This window comes from Gilliamella sp. B2717 (assembly GCF_026536675.1).
Classification (GTDB): domain Bacteria; phylum Pseudomonadota; class Gammaproteobacteria; order Enterobacterales; family Orbaceae; genus Gilliamella; species Gilliamella apicola_I.
Genome location: NZ_JAFNNQ010000002.1, coordinates 241,667 through 264,619, shown reverse-complemented (window position 1 = coordinate 264,619; position 22,953 = coordinate 241,667). Strand labels below are relative to the sequence as shown.

The window sequence follows — 22,953 nt, the reverse complement described above, 5'->3', positions numbered from 1 at the left end:
CAGAGTAAAACATGATTAATGTTGAGTTGAGTGATTTGCCGGTACGGGTCGAATTGAGCCACTTTAAAATAAAAAAACGATTCAAAAAAAATCATTTTTTAATAAAAATAGCGTAATAAAAAATGTGGATTATGCATTATTAAATTATGAAATGAAATTGATGGTATCTAAAAATTATATTTAAGGCGTTAATCGATAACTTAATCCTCATTTATTATGACTGTAAATCTTTTTTTGCCAATAAAAATCACATCGATATAAATAAAACTAGCAATATTTATCTAAATATGGTATAAAACGCGCGCTACTTTCCACATTCATTTTTCAAAAAAATCGTTGTGAGAGTCAGCACAAATTTTAAACTTTAATTAACGTTATAACACACACATATCATTACTCTTTTCCGGGGTGCCTTTTGTTTTATGCAATAAGGTCGGTTAAAGCGGGTATGTGGAGGCATAACCCCAACGTCAAAATGAGGAAATCATGACTACAGTATCAATGCGCGATATGTTACAAGCAGGTGTACACTTTGGACACCAAACCCGTTATTGGAACCCAAAAATGAAACCATTTATTTTTGGTGCGCGTAACAAAGTTCACATTATCAACCTTGAAAAAACAGTACCAATGTTTAACGAAGCGTTAGCTGAATTAAACAAAGTGGCTGCACGTAAAGGTAAAATTTTATTTGTTGGTACAAAACGAGCAGCAAGCGAAGCGATTAAACAAGCCGCTGAAAGCTGTGGACAATACTATGTTAATCACCGTTGGTTAGGTGGTATGTTGACTAACTGGAAAACAGTACGTCAATCAATCAAACGTCTTAAAGATTTAGAAACACAAGCTAGTGATGGTACATTTGACAAATTAACCAAAAAAGAAGCACTAATGCGTGCTCGTGAAATGGCTAAATTAGAAAATAGCTTGGGTGGAATTAAAAATATGGGTGGCTTACCCGATGTGATTTTTGTTATTGGCGCAGACCATGAACATATCGCTATCAAAGAAGCTAACAATTTAGGTATTCCAGTCGTTGCTGTTGTTGATACCAACTCAGATCCAGATGGTATTGATTACATCGTTCCAGGTAATGATGACGCAATTCGTGCAATTCAATTATATGCAAATGCAGTTGCGGAAGCCGTTCGTGCTGGTCGTGAACAAAATCAATCTCCAGTATCTGAAGAAAGCTTTGTTGAAGAAGCTCCAGCAGCTGAGTAATAAACTCAAATATTTTCAGGGTCGATAATATAAATAATCGACCCATTCTAATGAAAATCATCACAATGGTTAAATAGAGGATTTAAAAATGGCTGAAGTTACCGCTTCTATGGTAAAAGAACTGCGTGAAAGAACTGGCGCAGGTATGATGGAATGTAAAAAAGCATTAGTTGAAGCAAATGGTGATATCGAAGTTGCTATCGACAATATGCGTAAATCAGGTCAAGCAAAAGCGGCTAAAAAAGCAGGTCGTGTAGCGGCTGAAGGTGTAATTATTTCTAAGATTTCTGCGGATAAAAAATCGGGTGTAATTTTAGAAATCAACTGCGAAACAGACTTTGTTGCTAAAGATGCAGGTTTCTTAGAGTTTAGCGAAAAAGTTGCTACAGCAGCATTGAACGATAACATTACTGATCTTGCTGCGTTACAAGCAAAATTTGAAGAAGAACGTACAGCACTAGTTGCAAAAATCGGCGAAAACATCGGTATTCGTCGTATTCAACAAATTTCAGGTGATGTAGTTGGTAGTTACCAACATGGTGCACGTATCGGTGTATTAGTTGCTGCAAACAGTGGTTGTGATGAAGAATTAGTTAAACATATTGCAATGCACATTGCTGCAAGCAAACCAGAATATGTTAGCCCAAGCGATGTTCCAGCTGATGTTGTTGAACATGAGCGCAATATTCAAATCGAAATTGCAATGCAATCAGGTAAACCACGTGAAATCGCTGAAAAAATGGTTGAAGGCCGTATGCGTAAATTTACTGGTGAAGTTTCACTTACTGGTCAACCATTTGTTATGGATCCAAGTAAGACTGTTGGTGATTTACTGGCTGAGAAAAAAGCGACTGTTGCTTCTTTCATCCGTTTTGAAGTGGGTGAAGGCATTGAAAAAGTGGAAGTTGATTTTGCAGCCGAAGTTGCTGCGATGTCGAAACAATCTTAATTGTTTCGTAAAAAACCGCCGTCAAGGCGGTTTTGTTTATCTACAAATTTTTTTAAATTATTGCTAGCTAGCCATTTTTAGCTTGTCAGGTAATTAAATAACGAAATAGTGAGACTTCATATGGTAACCCCTTTCTATAAACGTATTCTTCTTAAACTCAGTGGTGAAGCACTACAAGGCGATGAAGGTTTTGGTATTGATCCCACCGTTCTTGACCGCATGGCGCAAGAAATTAAAGAACTTATTGAAATGAATGTTCAAGTTGCTGTTGTTATTGGGGGCGGTAATCTATTTCGTGGAGCTGGTCTTGCAAAAGCCGGTATGAATCGTGTTGTTGGCGATCATATGGGGATGCTAGCAACAGTAATGAATGGTCTTGCAATGCGTGATGCGTTGCATCGAATTGAGGTTAATGCGCGTTTAATGTCAGCTATTCCACTTAATGGAGTATGTGACGATTACCGCTGGACAGAAGCAATTAGCTTGCTTCGTCATGGTAAAGTGGTTATTCTTTCAGCAGGAACAGGTAATCCTTTTTTTACCACTGACTCAGCAGCGTGTTTACGTGGTATCGAAATTGAAGCAGATGTGGTGTTAAAAGCAACAAAAGTTGATGGTGTTTATTCGGCTGATCCTGTTAAAGATCCAAATGCAACACTTTATAAAACATTAAATTATGAAAAAGTGCTTGATGATGAATTAAAAGTCATGGATTTAGCTGCGTTTACGTTAGCACGTGATCATAACCTGCCGATTTGTGTCTTTAACATGAATAAACCAGGTGCATTACGTCGAGTGATTTTAGGTGAACCCGAAGGGACATTAATTAATAATCAGGCAACAGTAAGCTGTTAGTCTTATTTATTCAATATAAGGTTTTTATTATGCTAAATGAGATTCAAAAAGAAGCGCAAGTGCGCATGGAAAAAAGTATAGATGCGTTTCAAACTCATATTTCTAAGATTAGAACAGGACGGGCATCGCCAAACTTATTAGACGGTATTATGGTTGAATATTATGGTAGCCCAACGCCGCTTCGTCAATTAGCAAATGTGGTGGCTGAAGATGCAAGAACATTGGCTATCACCGTATTTGATAAATCATTAACACCAATGATTGAAAAAGCAATTTTATCTTCTGATTTAGGGCTCAATCCAGCGTCGGCAGGTACGGTTATTCGAGTACCATTGCCACCACTAACAGAAGAACGTCGTCGTGATTTAACGAAAATTGTTCGTAACGAAGCAGAACAAGGTCGTGTGTCAATTCGTAATATTCGTCGTGATGCGAATGATCAAGTCAAAGCATTATTAAAAGATAAGCAAATATCAGAAGATGATGAACGTAAATCACAAGATTTTATTCAAAAAGCAACTGACGCAGCCATTAAAAAATTAGATGCTGTACTTGTTGATAAAGAAAAAGAGTTAATGGAATTTTAATTCTTTGTTTAAAAAGCTTAGTTGATTTAACTAGGCTTTTTTCATTTTATTTATATCATTAGCTTTTAAAGTTTTGATTTGCATTTAGTGAATAATGCTTAAATATTCTAAATCAATGGGTAATGTTAGAGTGCGCATTACTTACCCAATTTCTTACCTATCCTATCAACTTATTAAAAATTAGTGTTACTACGCCTGTTAAATTTTTTAGGCAATAAAATTGCATTCATTGTATTAGACGGCAATCGGGCAGTATCCAGATTTGTATTATGAGCAACTTGTTATTTTTTTCTGGTCAGTTTGAAAACAAAGTAATTGATGCTGATGAACTTTACTTTAAGATTATTAACCTGTTGGAAACTACTGAAGTGTTAACCACTGTATTTTAATTGCTAACAAAATATTGGAATGCATTTGAAAAATACCTGTCAATAATGATATGGAGAAATCACGATTCATTAAAGCTGGGTCTTTATTAAATAATTTTTCTGTTTAAATTGTCTGTAGTTAGCACAGAGTTTTGTTTTTAATTATCATAATTTAAGTAAATAATGTTAGGATAATAACATCTATAGTCATATAATGTTATTATCCTAACATTACTAACAATATTTACTAGATATCATTAACAATAATTAAAGGACATTTTATGGGTTATGCAAAGTATATTGATCATACTTTACTCGCAATGAATGCGACTGAAGATCAAATACGTAAATTATGCGAAGAAGCTAAGCAGTACCATTTTTATTCTGTATGTGTTAATTCAGGTTATGTTCCTTTAGTCGCTAGCTTATTAAAAGGTAGTGATGTAAAGGTTTGTTCGGTTGTTGGTTTTCCGCTTGGTGCGATGTTAACATCGGCTAAAGCATTTGAAACCGAAATGGCTGTCAAATCAGGTGCTGAAGAAATCGATATGGTTATCAATGTCGGTTGGCTAAAAAGCAATGATTGGGAAGCAGTGAAAAAGGATATTGAAGCTGTTTTTAAAGCATGCGGTGCAGTTCCGTTAAAAGTCATTTTAGAAACTTGCTTGTTAACTAAAGAAGAAATTGTGAAAGTTTGTGCTATTTGCAAGGAAATTGGTGTTGCTTTTGTAAAAACATCGACTGGTTTTAGTGTATCTGGTGCGACGGTTGAAGATGTAAAATTGATGCGTGAAACAGTCGGTGATAAAATGGGTGTTAAAGCATCAGGTGGCATTAGAGATCGTCAAACGGCTGAAAAAATGGTTTATGCTGGTGCAAATCGATTAGGCGCTAGCGCGGGTATTGCGATTGTATCAGGCGATAAAACTTCCTCTAGCGGTTATTAATTCATCCTTCATAAGCTACTGATACAGTAGCTTATGGCTATAGATGGAATAGCAATGGAAACACAACCCAAAAAAAGAGTCAATGCACTTATTGAACATTTAAAAATAATCGATAAAATTCATTTAAAACAAGCAGCACAAATGCTTGGTGTTTCTGAAATGACAATTCGTCGTGATCTTAATAATCACTCCTCATGTTTGGCTGTTTTAGGCGGTTATGTGGTTAATCAGGCACGTCATACCATATCGCAATATTTTGTGTCTGATCAGCAAGATAAGCAAGTAATTGAAAAACGTTATATTGGTAAGTTGGTTAGTCAATTTGTTGATGAAAACGATACAATTTTTTTTGATTGTGGTACGACTATGCAATTTATCATTGATGAAATTAGTGATGATATTTCTTTCACTGCCATCTGCTACTCGCTCAATTCCTTTCTGGCATTACAAAAAAAGCCAAAGTGTAAAATCATTTTATGTGGTGGGCATTATCAACTTAATAATGCAATTTTCACCAGTATTTGTTCAGATAATCAGCTCGATGTTGTTTGCCCAAATAAAGCCTTTATTTCGGCAGCGGGTATCGATCTAACTCAAGGTACCACTTGTTACCATTTTGATGAGTTAAATATGAAACATAAAGCCATGAAAAAATCTAATCAAAATATATTAATTGTTGATCACACTAAGTTTAACCAAGTTAAGCCAGCTTTTATTTGTAACCTTGATGAATTTAATTTGGTAATGACAGACAAAGTACCTGATTTAGAATATGTTTCATATTTTAAAGAAAATAACATTGGTTTAATTTATTAATTATGAAAAACATCGCAATTTTAGGTTCAACAGGATCAATAGGCTGTAGCACTTTGGCGGTCATTCGGCAAAATCCAACATTATTTAACGCTTATGTGCTAGTGGGTGGCAGTAATGTAAAAAAAATGACTGAACAATGCCAAGAATTTAAACCCCATTATGTGGCAATGGCAAGTGAACAAGCTGCACAACAGCTTAAAGCAAATCTTGTTGATCTAAAATTGGATATTGAAGTATTAAGTGGTGAACAAGCTATTTGTGATTTAGCACAGTTGCCCGAAGTTCACCAAGTCATGGCTGCCATTGTGGGCGCAGCAGGATTAAAACCGACGCTTGCTGCAATTGAAAAAGGAAAACGTATTTTACTGGCTAACAAAGAGTCTTTGGTTACTTGTGGACATCTGTTTATGCAAGCCGTAAAGCGATATGGCGCTGAACTGTTACCGGTTGATAGTGAACATAATGCGATTTTTCAAAGTCTGCCTACCGCAGTCCAGCATGATCTCGGGTTTGCTAATTTGGTTGATCATGGTGTGACCAAAATTGTGTTAACCGGCTCTGGGGGGCCTTTTCGAGATTGGGCAGTCAATCAATTATCTTCGGTGTCACCTGCACAAGCGATTGCTCATCCTAATTGGTCAATGGGAAAAAAGATTTCCGTTGATTCCGCTACGATGATGAATAAAGGTTTAGAATATATTGAAGCACGTTGGTTATTTAATGCCAGTGCCGAGCAAATGGAAATCATTGTCCATCCACAATCAATTATTCATTCAATGGTTCGTTATCAAGATGGCAGTGTTATTGCTCAATTAGGTGTGCCTGATATGCGGACACCGATCGCTTATTCTATGTCTTATCCATTACGTATCACATCTGGTGTGCCTGATTTAGATTTTACTCAAATGTCATCACTGACGTTTAATATACCTGATTTTAATCGTTATCCTTGCTTAAAATTAGCCATTGAGGCTTTTTGTCGAGGGCAAGCTGCAACCACGACCCTTAATGCGGCCAACGAAGTGGCGGTTGAAGCATTTTTACAAAATAAAATTGGTTTTATGGATATTGCCAAACACGTATCGGCAACATTAGATAAACTTGTTTTACCTGAACCAACCACTATTGAGGACGTTGTGGCTATCGATACATGGGCTAGAGCACAGTCAGTTAAGGTGAATTAAAGCGTTTTATACTCTCGACAGGGTGCACCCATGGCGACCACATTTGAAGGGATATCACGATCAACAATGCTTCCGGCTGCGATAACGGTATTATCACCGATAGTTACATTTGGCAGTATAATTACATTACCGCCAATCCAAACGTTGTGACCAATAGTAATTGGTTTTGCAAACTCAAGACCACGGCATCGTGTTTGGCTATCCAGTGGATGCCCTGAAGTGTAAAAGCCGCAATTAGGTGCAACAAGCACATTATCACCAAATGTAATTTTAGCCGCATCAAGCATGATGCAATTAAAATTGGCGAAAAAGTTTTCACCAATTTCAATATTATAACCGTAATCACATTGGAATCCCGGCATTATCGTAAACTGCTCTCCTGTTTTTCCCAGTAGCGTTTGAAACAGCTGATATCGCTGTTTTTCGGCAAGAGGAGATAATTGATTGATTTGAAAGCAGAGATCTTGAGCGTAAAGCCGATCGTTAGCCAGTAAATGGATACCAGGATCATACAATAACCCAGCTAACATTTTTTCTTTTTCAGTCATTGCATTACGCCATTTGTTTAGCGGTTAATGCGGGATTATCGCTAATAAATGATTGTAAAAATGCGCTGTCAGGCAGTGCCGTTAAAGCTCCTTTTTGAGTTGTGGCTAAAGCGCCACAGGCACTGGCAATGGTCATCATGCTTTCTAGCATGAGTTTATCTTCTGGCATTCCCGATGACGCAATGCTACTTAATAAACCTGCGACAAAAGCGTCACCAGCCCCGGTTGTGTCAACACTATTCACATGGTAGGAATCAAACGAAAAGGTTTTACCTTGCCATACGACAATACTGCCATCTCGACCTTTGGTCACCAATTTTAGTGGAGCATTATAGTGCTGCTGAAGTTTATTTAATGCTTCATGCCAATCTTGACTTTCTGTCAACCAAAACAGCTCTTCATCAGACAGTTTAAGAATATCTGCATCGTGACAAAACTGCGTAATAATGGTGCGCATTTCGTCTTTATCTTTCCACATTTGCTCCCGTAAATTAATGTCAAAACTAATTAACCCCTGTTTAGCGGTCAGATCTTCAATAGCGGTTTTAAGTGTTTGTCGACAAGTTTGTCCAACTAATGCCAAAGAACAAAAATGTAAAATGTCTTGATTAAAATGGGGTATTGCTTGTTTTGAAAGGAATTGATCGGCTGACGGTGAGACTAAAAAAGTAAAGCTGCGTTCGCCGTTTTTACCTAAATCGACAACGACAGTACTGGTTCGATGAAGATCATCTTTTTCAAGGCTTTGGCAGTCAACATGATATTCTTTGAATGTTTTTTCCATAAAGTGACCAAACGGATCATTACCGACACGGCCGATAAACGCCGAAGGAAGACCTAACTTAGCCACGCCAATAGCAACATTTGCAGGTGCACCCCCTGCACAAGCTTGATAATTCATTTCGCCAAATGGCAATAAATCAATAACCGCATCGCCAAGAGACCAGACTTTAGTATTATTCATTTGATTACTCGATAAAATATATGGTTAATAGGGTTTAAGGTCTGTAAATAGATTGACGATATTTCTTATTGATATCGTCTGCTACATACAGATTAAACCAAGTTTAATAATTAGTCATTCGCCATAGACTAAATCATTTCAAAAAAAATTCATTGTTAACGTTAAAAATGTGTGACTTTCATCACATATTTTATCGCTTAATTTATCTATAGTTAACGTTAACAATTAAATTAATATACCATATAATCAGATAAATCTGATATCGGATGAACAAAGGGGATTTTATGTCTACTGCTATTGATAAAGCAAATCAAGCTGTTTTGCAATTAGAAACGACCATGAATAAACAGTATTACCCACATTTTCATTTAGCACCACAATCGGGATGGATGAACGATCCAAATGGTTTGATTTACTTTAAAGGACAGTATCATGCCTTTTATCAACATCATCCTTATGATGAAAACTGGGGACCGATGCATTGGGGGCACGCTGTTAGTGATGATTTAGTGACATGGCGAAGATTACCCATAGCCATTGCACCCGATCAAGAGTTTGATAAAAGTGGCTGTTTTTCCGGTTCGGCAGTCGAAAAAGATGGCGAATTATATTTAATTTATACGGGGCATATTTGGTTAAATGGTCAAGGTAACGATGAGCAAATTCGGCAAACCCAATGCCTTGCTATTAGTAAAGACGGTATTCATTTTGAAAAACAGGGAACGATTTTAACGCCAGAAGATGGCATCATGCATTTTCGCGATCCGAAGGTTTGGCAACAAGATGGGATATGGTGGATGGTTGTCGGCCAGCGAGATCGCAACGATGTGGGCAAAGTTTTACTGTATCGCTCACAAGATCTTAGAAAATGGCAATTTGATCATGTTGTGATAAGTGATATCGATCCTGATGTTTATATGCTTGAATGCCCTGATTTTTTTCCGTTAGGTGACAAATGGATTTTAATGTTTTCTCCGCAAGGTATGAAAGCTAAAGGTTACCAATATCGTAATCGGTTTCAATCAGGTTATATTGTTGGTGATTGGCAACCAGGACAAAAATTTTCTGTTATTAAACCTTTTCAAGAAATGGATTTTGGTCATGATTTTTATGCCCCTCAATCGTTTCTTGCAGCAGATGGACGTCGAATTATTTTTGCTTGGATGGATATGTGGGAATCAGTCATGCCGAGCAAAAAAGATAAATGGATGGGGGCATTTACCTTACCCCGTGAATTGATCTTAGATGCAGACAATAATGTTCGCAACAGACCGATTAAAGAACTTGAAGTATTACGTGAAAAACCTCAATCATTAACCAATATATTGTTGAGTAGTGAATTGAAAAATACGTCGATTGAATCAATTAGTTGTGAACTTAATGTCGAAATTGATCTCTCTGAAAGTAATGCAGAACGTTTTGGCTTGCAATTGGCAGCAACTGAAGATGGTAAACAAGCGACGTTGTTATTTATTGATTTACAATCTAATCGCATTGTACTTGATAGAAGTCTTTCTGGTTTAGAACTTAAAGGTTATCGTAGTGTACCATTACCAAAAACCGATAAGTTAAGCTTACATATTTATGTTGATGCATCATCCGTAGAAGTTTTTGTGAATAAGGATTTATATAGCTTGTCTAGTCGTATTTACCCTAAATTACCTGCGACAAGAAAGGTGAATTTATTTGCAGAAAATGGGCAGGCTAAAATCATTAAATTAGAAAGCTGGCAATTAAAATCAATCTATCAATCATGAGTCATTAACCCACCATCTCGTCTGGTGGGTTTGTCACTGTGTCTATAAAGATTGGCGTTGTAAAAATGCTGATTCAACTTGCGTTACCGTTTTTTGGGTTTGACCTGTGATGATATGTAAAGCTGCTTGTTCGCCTATTTCATAATGGGGAAGCTGTACCGTCGTTAAAGGAGGATAAAAAAGCTCGCCAGTACCCACCATATTATCATAGCCTAATATAGCAACATCGTTAGGAATATGGAAACCATTACTTAGTAAATATTGATAAGCAACAAAAGCGATCCGATCATTACCACAAATTAATACATCAAATTCAGGTTTTCTAGCACAGTGTTGTTTTAATATTTCAACTGTCATCATATATTCTTGCGCAAGATTACCTTGAGATGTAGATGTATGATAACTAATTAGGTCATCTAAATTTTTACCTGCATCAAGCCAAGCTTGTTCTGCTGCTTGACGTCTAATGCTACCGGCTAAAGTATGTTCGGATAAATAGATACAAAGCGGTTTTTGATAACCTTTATTAATGACTTGCTGCATTGCTTGGTATTGACCAGAGTAGTCATCAGGAATATAACAAGCTAATTGTTCGGAATCACTAATACAGTTGGCGAGCACCACATTTTTACCAAGTAATCTTTCAGGAAGCTCAACTTTTCTTAGTCCCATGGTGGTGTAAATAATGCCATTAGGGCGATAAGACAATAGCGTGTTAATGGCATGATTCGCATCTTTATCGTCAAATAAATTGACAATAAACGTATTCCAGCCATGTTGCTGGGCTGTTCGTTCAATAGCTTGTAGCAGTTCAACTGAAAACGGTGTCGTGGCGGTTTCTAATGCTAAGACACCGATAGCATGTGGACCAGAATGATCACCACGTATTTTTCGTGCAGATAAATCGGGAACATAATTGAGTTGTTCAATTGCTTTTTTTACCCGTTTATATGTTTCTTTATTTAATTTTTCAGGATTATTGATTGCACGCGAAACAGTCATCAATGAAACCGATGCTAACTTTGCGACATCCTTAAGTGAAGCCATAGTTAAATCCTTTTGCTCAGCATTAAAAGGTTAATAATTAGTAATTACTTAATGTGATGATACCACAAATAAAAATGATAAAAAGTGTGAGGAATGTAACATTTATGATATCTGATTCTATCTATTTAGTTTCATTTATGACAATAATGTTAACATTAACATGTTAACGTTAAACTTCCATAATATAAGAGTACTAAAATATGAAAACGATAGAAACGGTAGAAAATAAAAATTATTGGTTCTCATCAGGTTATCTTATAACCTTTTATGCAGCATGGTCTCTTTGGTGGTCTTTTTACGCCATATGGCTTAAAAATACAATTGGATTATCGGGCGAGCAGTTAGGAATTGTTTACGCAGCCAACTCTGCCGCCGCTATGTTTTTTATGATCTTTTATGGCATTATTCAAGATAAATTACAAATCGGTAAAGCAGTTATTACGTTTCAAAGTATTATGATGTTGCTGATTGGTCCATTTATGATTTATGTCTATGAACCCTTATTAAAACACGATTTTATTCTTGGTGCTTGCATTGGTGCGCCGGTATTAAGCGCTGGGTTTATCTCTGGATGTGCTTTAGTTGATTCTTTTATTGAGCGAATAAGTCGATTATTTGGTTTTGAATTTGGTCCTGCTCGTTTTTGGGGATCATTTGGTTATGCCGCAGCAACCTTTGTTGCCGGTATTTTATTTGGTATAAACCCGCATATTAACTTTTGGATGGCATCGGCTGTTGCAGCGATCTTTTTTACCATTAATATCCTATTTAAACCTAAACATTATTCGGAGTCCTCACCAGAAAGTGATAACCATCTTGTTGTTGAAAAAACATCAACTATTCCAACGATGAGTGAAATAGTGTCTTTATTTGGCATGAAAAAGTTTTGGTTATTTGTTTTCTTTATTATTGGAACCAATAGTTTTTATACCATTTACGATCAGCAATTATTTCCTAATTTCTATACCACTTTTTTTACTCAACAAGAATGGGGTTACAAAGTATATGGTTATTTGAACTCTTTCCAAGTTTTTTTAGAAGCTATCTGTATGATTTTAGCCCCATACATTATTTATAAAATTGGCGCTAAAAGAGCGTTATTAGTGGCGGCGTTAGTGATGATTTGCCGAATTGCATTATCAGCAACATTAGATAATGTGTATTTAATTTCATTAGTGAAACTTTTTCATGCTATTGAAACCCCGTTATTTATTTTAGCCGTATTTAAATATGTTGTTGCGAATTTTGATGAAAGATTGTCTTCGACATTATATTTAGTTGGCTTTAATATCTCATCAAATATTGGGGTTATTGTGCTTTCATGGTTAGTCGGAAAACTATTTGATACTACCGGATATTCAACCACATTTTATGCCCTTGCCGGTATTGTTCTATTGATTTTGGTCATTGCTATATTTACCTTGTGTGATGAAAAAAAAGCTAAGCTAGAATCTTCATTATCATCGTAAAAATCGTCAAAAATATGGAAACAGATTGTTTCCATTTTGCTATTTAAATGATGATAATAAAATACAACACTTGCTTACTTGATAAGTTTGCGAAACAATGTTGATTATTGTTATTAATATTTATAGGTCGTCATTGTGAACATTACGAAAAAAGTGGTTGAAGAAGATATGTTATGGCATACCATTCGGCAAGAAGCTTCTCAATTAGTTGAAAGTGAGCCAATGTTAGCGAGTTATTTCCATGCAACTTTACTTAATCATAAAAACTTGGGTAGTGCATTAAGTTATATTTTGGCGAATAAACTCGTTACCCAAGTAATGCCGGCAATTGAAATTCGTGAAATTGCTAGGCAAGCTTATGAGGCAGATACCACGATTATTCAATCAGCTGTGACAGATATCTTAGCGGTTTATGTACGCGATCCAGCAACAAACTACTATTCGACCCCGTTACTTTATTACAAAGGCTTTTTATCGTTACAGGCTTATCGAATTGCCCATTGGCTTTGGAAACAAGATCGTAAGTCGCTGGCTATTTTTTTACAAAGTCAAATCGCCATTGTTTTTGGTGTTGATATTCATCCAGCAGCCCAAATTGGCTGTGGTGTGATGTTTGACCATGCAACCGGTATTGTAATTGGTGAAACGGTCGTTATTGAAAATGATGTATCGATTTTGCAATCTGTGACCTTAGGTGGTACAGGTAAAGAAAACGGTGATCGGCATCCTAAAATTCGTGAAGGGGTAATGATAGGGGCTCACTCTACGATATTAGGCAATATTGAAATCGGAAAAGGGGCAAAAATTGGTGCTGGTTCGGTCGTGTTAGAGCCTGTTCCTGAGCATACAACGGTTGCCGGTGTGCCAGCGAAAGTGGTTGGATGCCCTGATTGTGACAAACCAGCCTTAAATATGAATCAAGATATTTTATATGAAAAAGAGGTTGTTTCAATTTCCGTCGACATTGATCGACGGAAGTAAAAGAAAACAACTCACTCATTAGTGGTTGGTGGTGACATTGACATCCATTGTTGGATAAGGAATATTAATATTATTCTCAGTTAATGCGTTTTTAATATTTTCGAGTAACTCTGCTTTTAAAGCGCCATAATTTTCGTTTAGTGTCCAAACTAAAACATTAAAATTCATTGATGATGAATCAAGTATATCTAAACGAATAATTGGTTTTTTAGTGGTTAATATATTGCTGGTTTGATTAACCGCTTGATTAAGTACCTGATAAACTTTCTGGATATCGGAGTTATAACCAACATTAATCACTAGATCTAAACGTCTTTCAGGTAGACGACTATAATTAATAATATTGGCACTTACCACTTGCCCATTCGGGATGACAACCACTTCATTAGTCGGTGTGACAATTGAGGTTGAGAAAATTTGAATTGAATCAATTACTCCTCTTTGATTGTTAATCACCACTGTCTCGCCGACTTTAAACGGACGGAAAATGATCAAAATTACTCCGGCAGCGAAATTCGATAATGAACCTTGTAATGCTAAACCGACCGCTAAACCGGCAGCACCAATGACAGCAACAATTGATGCAGTTTGTACACCTAATTGCCCTAATACGGCAACTAATGTCATTATGATAATGGCGTAATAAGATAAAGCACTAACAAATTTTACAACGGTAGGATCAACTTGGCGAATGGTTAATATGCGTTTTAGCTGACGGCTAATGAACTTGGCAATAATTCGACCAATGATAAAAATGATAATAGCAAAGCAGAAATGAAGAATATAACCAATTACTACGCCGTCATATTTATCAATAAGTGTGACTATCTGCTTTAAAATATTTTCAAAATCCATATATTATCCTCAATAAAGATTATAGAGCAGTTAGTTAAAGATTATTTTATATGTTTAAATTAATTGTTTCGCTAATAACGCCCAACGTGTATCAAAATTGGTGGTTGGTAAATATTTAAAGCCGGAACGAGAATAGCGAACCATCATCCCTTCACAAAATGCTAATAATTGGCTGGATAAAATTCGCTCATCGGTGGTAAATGCAACGCCTTCACGAATTTTTCGTTCACGTAATACTTGCTTAATTTGAGTTTCAATTCGTTCAAATAGCTGACTAATACGTTCTTGAAGTTGCTCTTGTTCAAACATTAAGGCATGCCCAGTCATAATTCTGGTTAATCCGGGATTTTTTTCAGAAAAACCCAATATTAATGCAAGAATTAACTGTAAACGGACAAAGGTATTTAGCTCATCTTGCATAATGACATTAATGCGAGAAAGTAAAATATCTTCAATGTAGACAATTAAACTTTCAAACATTTTAGTTTTACTCGGAAAATGTCGATAAAGTGCAGCTTCTGATACACCAACACTTGCTGCTAACTTTGCTGTAGTAATGCGTTGGGTACCTTCATTAGATTCAAGCATGGTGGCTAAAGCTTGCAGTATATCTTCTTTCCTATTTTTATTTTTGCTGCTCACAATCATTTTTTACCCGAATGCCCAAATCCACCTTCGCCGCGTGCTGACGCTGTAAATTCATCAACAATATTAAATTCTGCTTGTATGACAGGAACAATAATTAACTGGGCAATGCGATCACCTGCTTCAATCACAAATGGAGTTTGACTACGGTTCCATACCGGTACAAATAACTGACCTTGGTAATCTGAATCAATGAGACCCACTAAATTACCAAGTACAATCCCATTTTTAGATCCTAACCCTGATCGAGGTAAAACTAATGCCGCTAAAGTCGGATCTGCAATATGCATGGATAAACCTGTTGGCGTTAAAATGGTTTCACCGGGTTTTATCTCGGTTGTTTTATCAAACATTGCTCGTAGATCAATGCCAGCCGATCCTTCGGTTGCATAGGTTGGAAGCGGAAAATCATTACCTAAACGTTTATCTAATATTTTAATATCAATTTTTCTTTTCATCATGACTCGCTTTATATCGTGTTATAACAACTTCAAGTAACTGTGTTGCTAATTGTTTTTTACTACTTAATGGTAATGTTTGTTCACCATTTTGCCAATAAAGTGTTAATGCATTTTGCTCAGAATTAAAGCCAATTTTTTTATCAGAAACATCATTAGCGCAAATCAAATCTAGGTTTTTAGCTGTTAATTTTTTTAAGGCATAATTTTTAACATTTTCGGTTTCAGCCGCAAAACCAACCACAAAAGGGCGCTGTTCTTTTAACGCTGCAATATGCGCAATAATGTCAGGATTTTTGACTAACTTAATCAATAATTCATTACTATTATCTGTCTTTTTAATTTTATTTTTGGCGATAGTTTCAGCTCGATAGTCGGCAACGGCGGCACACCCGATAAAAATAGATGATTGTTTAGCAAATTTTAACGCTTCGTTATACATCTCATTTGCACTTTTTACATCAATTCGATTCACATTTTTGGGCGTATCTAAATTTACCGGACCACTTATTAGGGTTACCTTTGCACCCATATCAGCGGCAACTTTAGCAATAGCAAATCCCATCTTTCCTGAACTATAATTACTAATATATCGAACAGGATCTAACTCTTCAATCGTTGGGCCAGCCGTGATGGTTAGCGATATGCCTGATAATGCAGATGAAGTTGAAAAACAACGTTCAATTTGATCGACAATTGCTTGAGGTTTAACCATTCGTCCTGGGCCGTAATCACCGCAAGCTTGAAAACCATCGTCGGGACCTAAAATGAATGTATTTCGGTTACTTAGTACAGATAGATTATGTTGGGTTGCTGCTGCTTTATACATCTGTTGATTCATGGCTGGTGCTAACGCAATATTTGCTGATGTTGCTAAACAAACCGTTGATAGCAGGTCATCGGCAATGCCATTGGCTATTTTAGCAATAATATTCGCTGTTGCAGGGGCGATTAATACTAAATCCGTCCATTTTGCCAGTTCAATATGGCTCATAGAGAGTTCAGCAGAAGGATCAAATAAATCAGTTGAAACAGGATTACCTGAAACGGCTTGTAACGTCATTGTTGTGACAAAATGGCTAGCCGAGTCAGTGACGATTACTCTTACGTCCGCTCCCGCTTTTTTTAAATGGCGAACAAGATCCGGGCATTTATAAGCAGCTATGCCTCCTGTAATTCCTAATAAAATATGTTTACCAGAAAGATTCATGATCAAGTTTCCTTCACCTTCAAATCAAAATCACTATATTACCACAATTCATTTAGATAATAAGTAACTCTTTCGCATTGGCTAATGTTGCATCAGTAATTTTATCTCCGCCTAAAAGTCGGGCTAATTCATTTAAACGTCCATTATTGTCTAATTTTTGCATATCAGTTGATGTCTGTTTGCTGTTAGTTTGCTTACTGACAAAGTAGTGTTGATTAGCTTGTCCCGCAACTTGTGGTAAGTGGGTAACAGTAATAACTTGGGTAGATTGTCCAAGTTGTCTTAATAATTGCCCAACTTTAGAAGCTGTAGGGCCGCTAATGCCTACATCGATTTCATCAAATATCAATGCCGGTGTATCCATTTTTTGAGCCGTCAAAACCTGTATTGCTAGCGCAATACGTGATAATTCACCGCCAGATGCCACTTTGGCAAGGGGCAAGGCATGCTGTCCGACATTGGTCGTAACTAAAAAAGTAACTTGGTCGGCGCCGTCTTCATTTAAACGCGTTTCATCAAAGGTTATATCAATGCTAAATTGTCCATTAGGCATAGATAATTCATGCATAATAGCCGTAACTTTTTTGGCGAGTGCTTTACTGCTCGTTAAGCGTTTTTGATGTAATTTTTGGGCAAGTTCAAGTGCAAATTGATGATATTTGGTAATATCTGCCTTTAGTTGTTCACTTTGTTCATCTTGTTGATTAATCTGTTTGAATTCGGTAAGCAAATTCTGATGCAATTCAGGAAGTGCCTCTGGTGCAACATGGTGTTTACGGGCAAGCGCTATTTGCTTTGATAGCCGTTGTTCAAGTTGCATGACACGCGTTGGATCAAGCTCTAAACTTTCGCTGTAATGGCGCAGTTCATAACTGGCTTCTTTGATCTGGATAGTGGCTTCTTCCAGCATGTTAAACACGTTACTTAAATTTGGATCGAGTTCGGATAACTCCTGCACACTGTTTTTAACACTACCAAGTAGATTACTGACATTGTATTCATCAGCTTCATCTAAAAGCATCACCGATTGTTGGCTAAGCTGAATTAACTGTTCACTATTCGATAAACGTTTGTATTCTTCATCAATTTGTTGGTATTCCCCTTCAATAGGCGAAAATTCATTTAGCTCTTTAAGTTGATATTGTAATAACTGAACATGTGCTTCACGTTCTTGTCGTGATGCTTGATACTGTTCATAAGTCTGGCGTGCTACTTTCCATTGCTTATAAGCTTGCTGCATTTGATTGAGCAGTGATGGCTCATTCATATAATGATTGAGTAATAACTGCTGATATTCACCTCGTAAAAGACGTTGGGGTTCATGTTGTCCATGAATTTGGATTAACATTTGTCCTAACTCTTTGAGTTGGGATATGGGCACAGCACGACCATTAATAAAGGCTTTTGAACGTCCATCTTGATTGATAACTCGTCGTAATATACATTCATTACCTTCGTCTAGTTGATTTTCGGTTAGCCAAGAAAAGGCGGCTGGTGTGTCATCAAGCACAAAGCTGGCTGAAATATCGACACGTTCAGCACCTAAACGGATAGATGAAGCATCGGAACGATTGCCTAAACAGAGCCCTAAAGCATCAATAGCGATCGATTTCCCTGCTCCGGTTTCACCGGTTATAGCAGTCATCCCGGTTGTAAAGTCAACTAACAGGTGATCGACGATAGCAAAATTATTGATAGTAAGTTGAGTTATCATAAAAAATTAATCAGTAAGGCTAGTGATAATATGAGCAGTATAGCAACAAAAATACTGTAAATAAATACAGTTTAATGGTGTTTTGTAAGAAAACTCGTGTTTATTGATGATTTGAATATCCACTGTCATTTGTTTTTTATAAAAGTTAAATAACGAAAATCCCGTGAATTTACGATGAAATATGAAAAAATTGAATATTTTTCTTTGTAAAATGAGTTTTAGATCAAGTTTTACCAATTATTATAATAGATTTTCTTGTGAATTAATCTTATTATACCCTCTTTCAACCTAAATTATTATGCAATATAATTTGGAAAATTTTAACAATAATTAAGGACATTTAACATGTTTGGAAATAAAACAAATCGTCAAATTATTATTTGGACAACTCTGATTGGTGGATTCATTAGTGCGTTAGTTAAATGGGGCTCAGAAGTCAACATGCCTCCACGTGTACCCGGTGAAGTTTCTCCTCCTGCAGCACATATTGATGCATGGCTTGGTTGGTTAGGTATTAATTCTCACTCGCTTGATTATGCTTATCAAACGGCTATCGTTTCAGGTGCAGTGACACTTTATCACTGGCTATTTAGTTTTGCTTTTGCTTTTGTCTATGTGTTTATTGCCTATTTTTGGAATAAAATCCGATTATGGTATGGTGCATTTTACGGCATTATCATTACTGTCACCATGCATGGCTTTTTAATTCCACTACTTGGTTTCCGTCATCCTGCTTACGATCCAGAGGGTACAGTAGGATGGTTATGGAATTTAAATGGCTATGAACTTTGGAGTGAATTTTTAGGACATATCTACTGGGGTGTGTCGATTGAAATTTGTATGATTGCCGTACTTGCTTATTTTTCAAGACCTATTCGTGGTGAATGGCGTAAATAGTCCATTTTTCTAAAAAAATAACTAAAAATCCTTCTAGCAATATAACGTTAGAGGGATTTTTTTTGATGTTTTGATATAGAAAAAAACTATATCAATCAATAAAAAACTAGAATTATTCAATAACAATTTTTTTTGTTATCTTTTTTGCTACTTAAGAAATGTGATGAAAGGAAAACAAAAATGAATACTGCTGTAATTGGATATCCTCGTGTTGGTAAACTTCGTGAACTTAAATTTGCTACCGAAGCTTATTTTAAAGGCAATAAAAGCCAGACTGAATTATTAAATGACGCTAAAGCATTACGTGCTGAGCATTTGCAACAACAAGCATCACATAACATTGCTTTTATCTCCTCAAATGATTTTTCGTTTTATGATGCAGTATTAGATACCGCTTGTTTACTCAATGTTATTCCAAAACGTTACCAAGATTTAAGTTTACCGGAATTGGATCGTTATTTTGCAATGGCACGGGGTTATCAAGGTGAAAAAGGTGATGTTCGTGCATTGGCAATGAAAAAGTGGTTTAACACCAACTATCACTACTTAGTACCTGAAATTGAAGATTCAGTACAGATTAAATTAGCTGGCACAAAGCCTTTTGATGAATATCAAGAAGCGAAAGCACTTGGTATACAAACTAAACCAGTTGTTATTGGTGCGTTAACATTTTTCAAACTTGCCCAGTATTTAGGTAATAAAAAACTGGTTGATTTTAAAGCTGATATTATTAAAGCTTATCAAGACATCATTCAAAAATTTACGACACTTGGCGCACAATGGATTCAAATTGATGAACCAATTTTGGTGACTGATTTAAATAAAGATGATATTGCTTTATTTACTGAACTTTATCAGGCGATCCTATCGGTTAAAGGGACAACTAAAGTCGTGTTACAAACCTATTTTGGTGATGTTCGTGATTGCTACAAAGAATTGGTGGCGCTACCATTTGATGGTATTGGACTGGATTTTGTTGAAGGCAAGCAATCATTAGCATTACTTGAAAATCATGGATTTCCGTCTGATAAAGTGTTATTTGCTGGTGTGGTTAATGGTAAAAATATTTGGAAAAACAATTATCAAAAAACATTGGCATTAGTGACTAAAATTAAACAAAAAGCGGGTAAAGTGGTGATCAATACGTCATGTTCTTTACTCCATGTGCCTTACACATTGCAAAATGAAACAAAGTTAACGATTCAACAACGTGCTTATTTTGCTTTTGCCCAAGAAAAACTTCAAGAACTTGCTGAACTGGGGCTTTTAGTTAACGAGTCTCAACCTGAAAATCATGCAGCTTTTAAAGCTAATCAAACGTTATTTACGCGTGAACGAGAAGGCGCCAATCAAGCAGTACGTCAGAAAGTCGCTGCATTAAAAGAATCCGATTTTACTCGTTTGCCAGCGTTTTCAGTTCGTGAAGCGACGCAGAAAAAAGCCTTCAATTTGCCACTTCTACCAACAACAACGATTGGTTCATTCCCACAAACTCCTGATGTTCGTTTAAATCGAGCAAAATTCAAAAAAGGTGAAATTTGTTTGAATGAATATACCGAGTTTAACAAACAAAAAATTGCAGAATGTATCAAGCTTCAAGAACAGATTGGTATTGATGTGTTAGTTCATGGTGAATTTGAACGTAATGATATGGTCGAGTATTTTGGCGAAAGCTTAAATGGTTTTGTCTTTACTGAAAAAGCATGGGTGCAATCATACGGTACTCGTTGTGTTAAACCACCTATTGTTTGGGGTGATATTTCACGCTCTAAACCCATTACCGTGGAGTATTCACAGTACGCACAAAGCCTCACTGATAAACCTGTTAAAGGCATGTTAACTGGCCCAGTTACGATCCTTAACTGGTCGTTCCCTCGTGAAGATATTTCACAAAAAGAATCAGTCTTCCAAATTGGTTTAGCAATCAGTGATGAAGTGTTAGATCTTGAAGCGGCGGGTATTAAAGTTATCCAAATTGATGAGGCGGCGCTAAAAGAGAAATTACCACTACGTAAAGCGGATTGGAATAGTGAATATTTAGATTGGGCTATTCCAGCATTTAGATTAGTTCACAGCAAAGTACAAGCTGATACACAAATTCATACGCATATGTGTTACAGCGAATTTGCTGACATCATCAAAGATATTGATGCAATGGATGCTGATGTAATTTCGTTTGAAGCTTCTCGTTCAAATCTGCAATTGATTGACGTACTTAAAGCTAATCACTTTAAAACAGAAGTTGGGCCAGGTGTTTATGATATCCATTCACCTCGTGTCCCACCGGTTGCCGAAATTAAAGCCACGATTGAGAAGTTACTGGCTAAAATTGAAAAGCAAAAATTATGGATTAATCCAGATTGTGGTTTAAAAACGCGTGGCGAAAAAGAAGTTGTTGAAAGCTTAGAACATTTAGTTCAAGCAACATTAGAAGTTCGAAAAACACTCAATTGATAAGCTTTTTTAACGCTAAATAACGTTGTTAAGCCTTATTATTCCGCCGCCGATTTTGAGCGGCGGAAATGTCAGTAAGGACAATCGTTGGCACATGAATGGATGAAACAAATGAAAACAAATTTACTTTTTAATAAAAAAACGGTGTTCTCTTTTGAAGTGTTTCCACCTAAAAAAACTTCGCCTTTAGAGACTATCTATAGCACATTACGCGAACTTGGCTATTTTAAGCCTGATTTTATCAGTGTAACTTATGGGGCTGGTGGCAGTTTGAACGGTCAAACCACTATTGATATTGCCCACTCGGTCAAACACACTTATGGTATTGAGAGTGTTGCCCATTTACCCGGTATTAGTTTTGATAAAGCAGAAATGCAAAAAATTCTTCATGATCTTAAATGTGCTGGTATTGATAATGTGCTTGCCTTACGAGGCGATATTAATCCTAATATTGCGCCTAAAGATGATTTTCGCTATGCCAGTGAATTGGTCTCATATATTAAAGAAAATGGGGATTTTAATGTAATAGGTGCTTGTTATCCGGAAGGGCATCTTGAAACCTCAACCCTAAAACAAGATTTGATACATTTAAAAGAAAAGGTGAATGCAGGTACCGATCAGTTAATCTCACAGCTCTTTTTTGATAATGACTATTTTTATACTTTTTTAGATAAAGCACATGATATGGGAATTAACGTACCGATAGAAGCAGGTATTATGCCGGTGACCAATAAAAACCAAATAGAGCGCATGGTATCGATGTGTGGGGTTAATCTTCCGAAGAAGTTTAAACAGATGATGGAAAAATATGAACATCATCCTGATGCATTCCGTGATGCAGGAATTGCTTATGCTATAGATCAGATTGTTGATCTTGTTTCACAAGATGTTGATGGTATCCATCTGTATACAATGAATAATAGCTATATTGCCAGAAGAATCAGTGAGGCAGTATCAACGTTACTTGCAGTACCTAAATCGACATAATGTGTAACTAATAGAAAAAGCTGAAATATTGAAGAGT

Annotated in this window: 21 protein-coding genes; 13 read left to right on the top strand and 8 right to left on the bottom strand. The window is 36.3% G+C overall.

The features are described 5' to 3' along the window. Nucleotides 1-486: 486 nt before the first annotated feature. The 7 genes from rpsB to ispC all read left to right on the top strand — a co-directional run bounded on the left by rpsB (nucleotide 487) and on the right by ispC (nucleotide 6,930). On the top strand, nucleotides 487-1,224 hold the full coding sequence (rpsB, locus tag J3U35_RS01250; RefSeq protein ID WP_065558472.1) for a 30S ribosomal protein S2: 738 nt from the start codon (nucleotides 487-489) through the stop codon (nucleotides 1,222-1,224). Nucleotides 1,225-1,312: 88 nt separating this feature from the next. Further along, nucleotides 1,313-2,173, top strand: coding sequence for a translation elongation factor Ts (tsf, locus tag J3U35_RS01245; protein WP_267350175.1), 861 nt, complete (start codon nucleotides 1,313-1,315; stop codon nucleotides 2,171-2,173). Between the two features lie 120 nt (nucleotides 2,174-2,293). Then, a complete protein-coding gene (pyrH, locus tag J3U35_RS01240; RefSeq protein ID WP_065633747.1) occupies nucleotides 2,294-3,028 on the top strand; it encodes a UMP kinase in 735 nt (244 codons plus the stop codon). Nucleotides 3,029-3,057: 29 nt separating this feature from the next. Continuing rightward, nucleotides 3,058-3,615: a ribosome recycling factor gene (frr, locus tag J3U35_RS01235; protein WP_065558475.1), complete on the top strand. Its 558-nt coding sequence runs from the start codon at nucleotides 3,058-3,060 to the stop codon at nucleotides 3,613-3,615. A gap of 649 nt (nucleotides 3,616-4,264) precedes the next feature. Then, entirely contained in the window at nucleotides 4,265-4,930 is a 666-nt protein-coding gene (gene deoC / locus J3U35_RS01230) for a deoxyribose-phosphate aldolase (RefSeq protein WP_220216240.1), read from the top strand. Between the two features lie 54 nt (nucleotides 4,931-4,984). Continuing rightward, the gene (gene deoR, locus J3U35_RS01225; protein ID WP_267359017.1) at nucleotides 4,985-5,746 is read left to right on the top strand and encodes a DNA-binding transcriptional repressor DeoR; all 762 of its coding nucleotides are present in this window, start codon (nucleotides 4,985-4,987) and stop codon (nucleotides 5,744-5,746) included. A 2-nt stretch (nucleotides 5,747-5,748) separates the two neighbouring features. Beyond that, the gene (gene ispC / locus J3U35_RS01220; RefSeq protein WP_267359015.1) at nucleotides 5,749-6,930 is read left to right on the top strand and encodes a 1-deoxy-D-xylulose-5-phosphate reductoisomerase; all 1,182 of its coding nucleotides are present in this window, start codon (nucleotides 5,749-5,751) and stop codon (nucleotides 6,928-6,930) included. On the opposite strand, the gene J3U35_RS01215 is transcribed toward ispC, so the two are convergent. Continuing rightward, nucleotides 6,927-7,478 carry a sugar O-acetyltransferase gene (locus tag J3U35_RS01215; RefSeq protein ID WP_267359013.1) on the bottom strand — a complete coding sequence of 184 codons (552 nt, stop codon included), beginning with the start codon at nucleotides 7,476-7,478 and terminating at the stop codon, nucleotides 6,927-6,929. The two genes, ispC and J3U35_RS01215, sit on opposite strands and share 4 nt — an antisense overlap. A 4-nt stretch (nucleotides 7,479-7,482) precedes the next feature. Continuing rightward, nucleotides 7,483-8,442, bottom strand: coding sequence for an aminoimidazole riboside kinase (locus J3U35_RS01210; protein WP_220216244.1), 960 nt, complete (start codon nucleotides 8,440-8,442; stop codon nucleotides 7,483-7,485). A 284-nt stretch (nucleotides 8,443-8,726) separates the two neighbouring features. Here J3U35_RS01210 and J3U35_RS01205 point away from each other — a divergent pair, with 284 nt between their 5' ends. Next, nucleotides 8,727-10,199, top strand: coding sequence for a glycoside hydrolase family 32 protein (locus tag J3U35_RS01205; RefSeq protein ID WP_267359011.1), 1,473 nt, complete (start codon nucleotides 8,727-8,729; stop codon nucleotides 10,197-10,199). A gap of 42 nt (nucleotides 10,200-10,241) precedes the next feature. Here J3U35_RS01205 and J3U35_RS01200 read toward each other — a convergent pair whose 3' ends face one another. Then, nucleotides 10,242-11,246 (bottom strand): LacI family DNA-binding transcriptional regulator, encoded by a 1,005-nt coding sequence (locus J3U35_RS01200; RefSeq protein WP_267350185.1) that lies wholly within the window; start codon nucleotides 11,244-11,246, stop codon nucleotides 10,242-10,244. 200 nt (nucleotides 11,247-11,446) lie between these two features. Between J3U35_RS01200 and J3U35_RS01195 the strand changes: the two genes are divergently transcribed. Beyond that, the gene (locus tag J3U35_RS01195) at nucleotides 11,447-12,715 is read left to right on the top strand and encodes an oligosaccharide MFS transporter (RefSeq protein WP_267359009.1); all 1,269 of its coding nucleotides are present in this window, start codon (nucleotides 11,447-11,449) and stop codon (nucleotides 12,713-12,715) included. Between the two features lie 168 nt (nucleotides 12,716-12,883). Further along, nucleotides 12,884-13,696, top strand: a complete 813-nt coding sequence (gene cysE, locus J3U35_RS01190) for a serine O-acetyltransferase (protein WP_416380667.1) — start codon at nucleotides 12,884-12,886, stop codon at nucleotides 13,694-13,696. Between the two features lie 18 nt (nucleotides 13,697-13,714). On the opposite strand, the gene J3U35_RS01185 is transcribed toward cysE, so the two are convergent. From J3U35_RS01185 to recN, 5 genes are read right to left on the bottom strand one after another with little or no spacing between them, the layout of a single operon-like run. Continuing rightward, nucleotides 13,715-14,551, bottom strand: a complete 837-nt coding sequence (locus J3U35_RS01185) for a mechanosensitive ion channel domain-containing protein (RefSeq protein WP_267359005.1) — start codon at nucleotides 14,549-14,551, stop codon at nucleotides 13,715-13,717. A 54-nt stretch (nucleotides 14,552-14,605) separates the two neighbouring features. Continuing rightward, nucleotides 14,606-15,199, bottom strand: a complete 594-nt coding sequence (gene slmA, locus J3U35_RS01180; RefSeq protein ID WP_065558483.1) for a nucleoid occlusion factor SlmA — start codon at nucleotides 15,197-15,199, stop codon at nucleotides 14,606-14,608. Further along, nucleotides 15,196-15,654, bottom strand: coding sequence for a dUTP diphosphatase (dut, locus tag J3U35_RS01175; RefSeq protein WP_065558484.1), 459 nt, complete (start codon nucleotides 15,652-15,654; stop codon nucleotides 15,196-15,198). The genes slmA and dut overlap by 4 nt, the downstream gene beginning before the upstream one ends. Continuing rightward, nucleotides 15,638-16,864, bottom strand: a complete 1,227-nt coding sequence (gene coaBC, locus J3U35_RS01170) for a bifunctional phosphopantothenoylcysteine decarboxylase/phosphopantothenate--cysteine ligase CoaBC (protein WP_267359003.1) — start codon at nucleotides 16,862-16,864, stop codon at nucleotides 15,638-15,640. The genes dut and coaBC overlap by 17 nt, the downstream gene beginning before the upstream one ends. A 52-nt stretch (nucleotides 16,865-16,916) precedes the next feature. Next, complete coding sequence (gene recN, locus J3U35_RS01165) at nucleotides 16,917-18,578, bottom strand: DNA repair protein RecN (RefSeq protein WP_267359001.1); 1,662 nt, start codon at nucleotides 18,576-18,578, stop codon at nucleotides 16,917-16,919. A gap of 345 nt (nucleotides 18,579-18,923) precedes the next feature. Between recN and J3U35_RS01160 the strand changes: the two genes are divergently transcribed. The 3 genes from J3U35_RS01160 (at nucleotide 18,924) to metF (ending at nucleotide 22,916) form a co-directional block, all read left to right on the top strand. Beyond that, nucleotides 18,924-19,475 carry a YagU family protein gene (locus J3U35_RS01160; protein WP_065558486.1) on the top strand — a complete coding sequence of 184 codons (552 nt, stop codon included), beginning with the start codon at nucleotides 18,924-18,926 and terminating at the stop codon, nucleotides 19,473-19,475. A gap of 180 nt (nucleotides 19,476-19,655) precedes the next feature. Further along, nucleotides 19,656-21,929, top strand: a complete 2,274-nt coding sequence (gene metE / locus J3U35_RS01155; RefSeq protein ID WP_267358999.1) for a 5-methyltetrahydropteroyltriglutamate--homocysteine S-methyltransferase — start codon at nucleotides 19,656-19,658, stop codon at nucleotides 21,927-21,929. Between the two features lie 111 nt (nucleotides 21,930-22,040). Next, nucleotides 22,041-22,916, top strand: coding sequence for a methylenetetrahydrofolate reductase [NAD(P)H] (gene metF / locus J3U35_RS01150; protein ID WP_267358997.1), 876 nt, complete (start codon nucleotides 22,041-22,043; stop codon nucleotides 22,914-22,916). The last annotated feature ends 37 nt before the right edge of the window (nucleotides 22,917-22,953 follow it).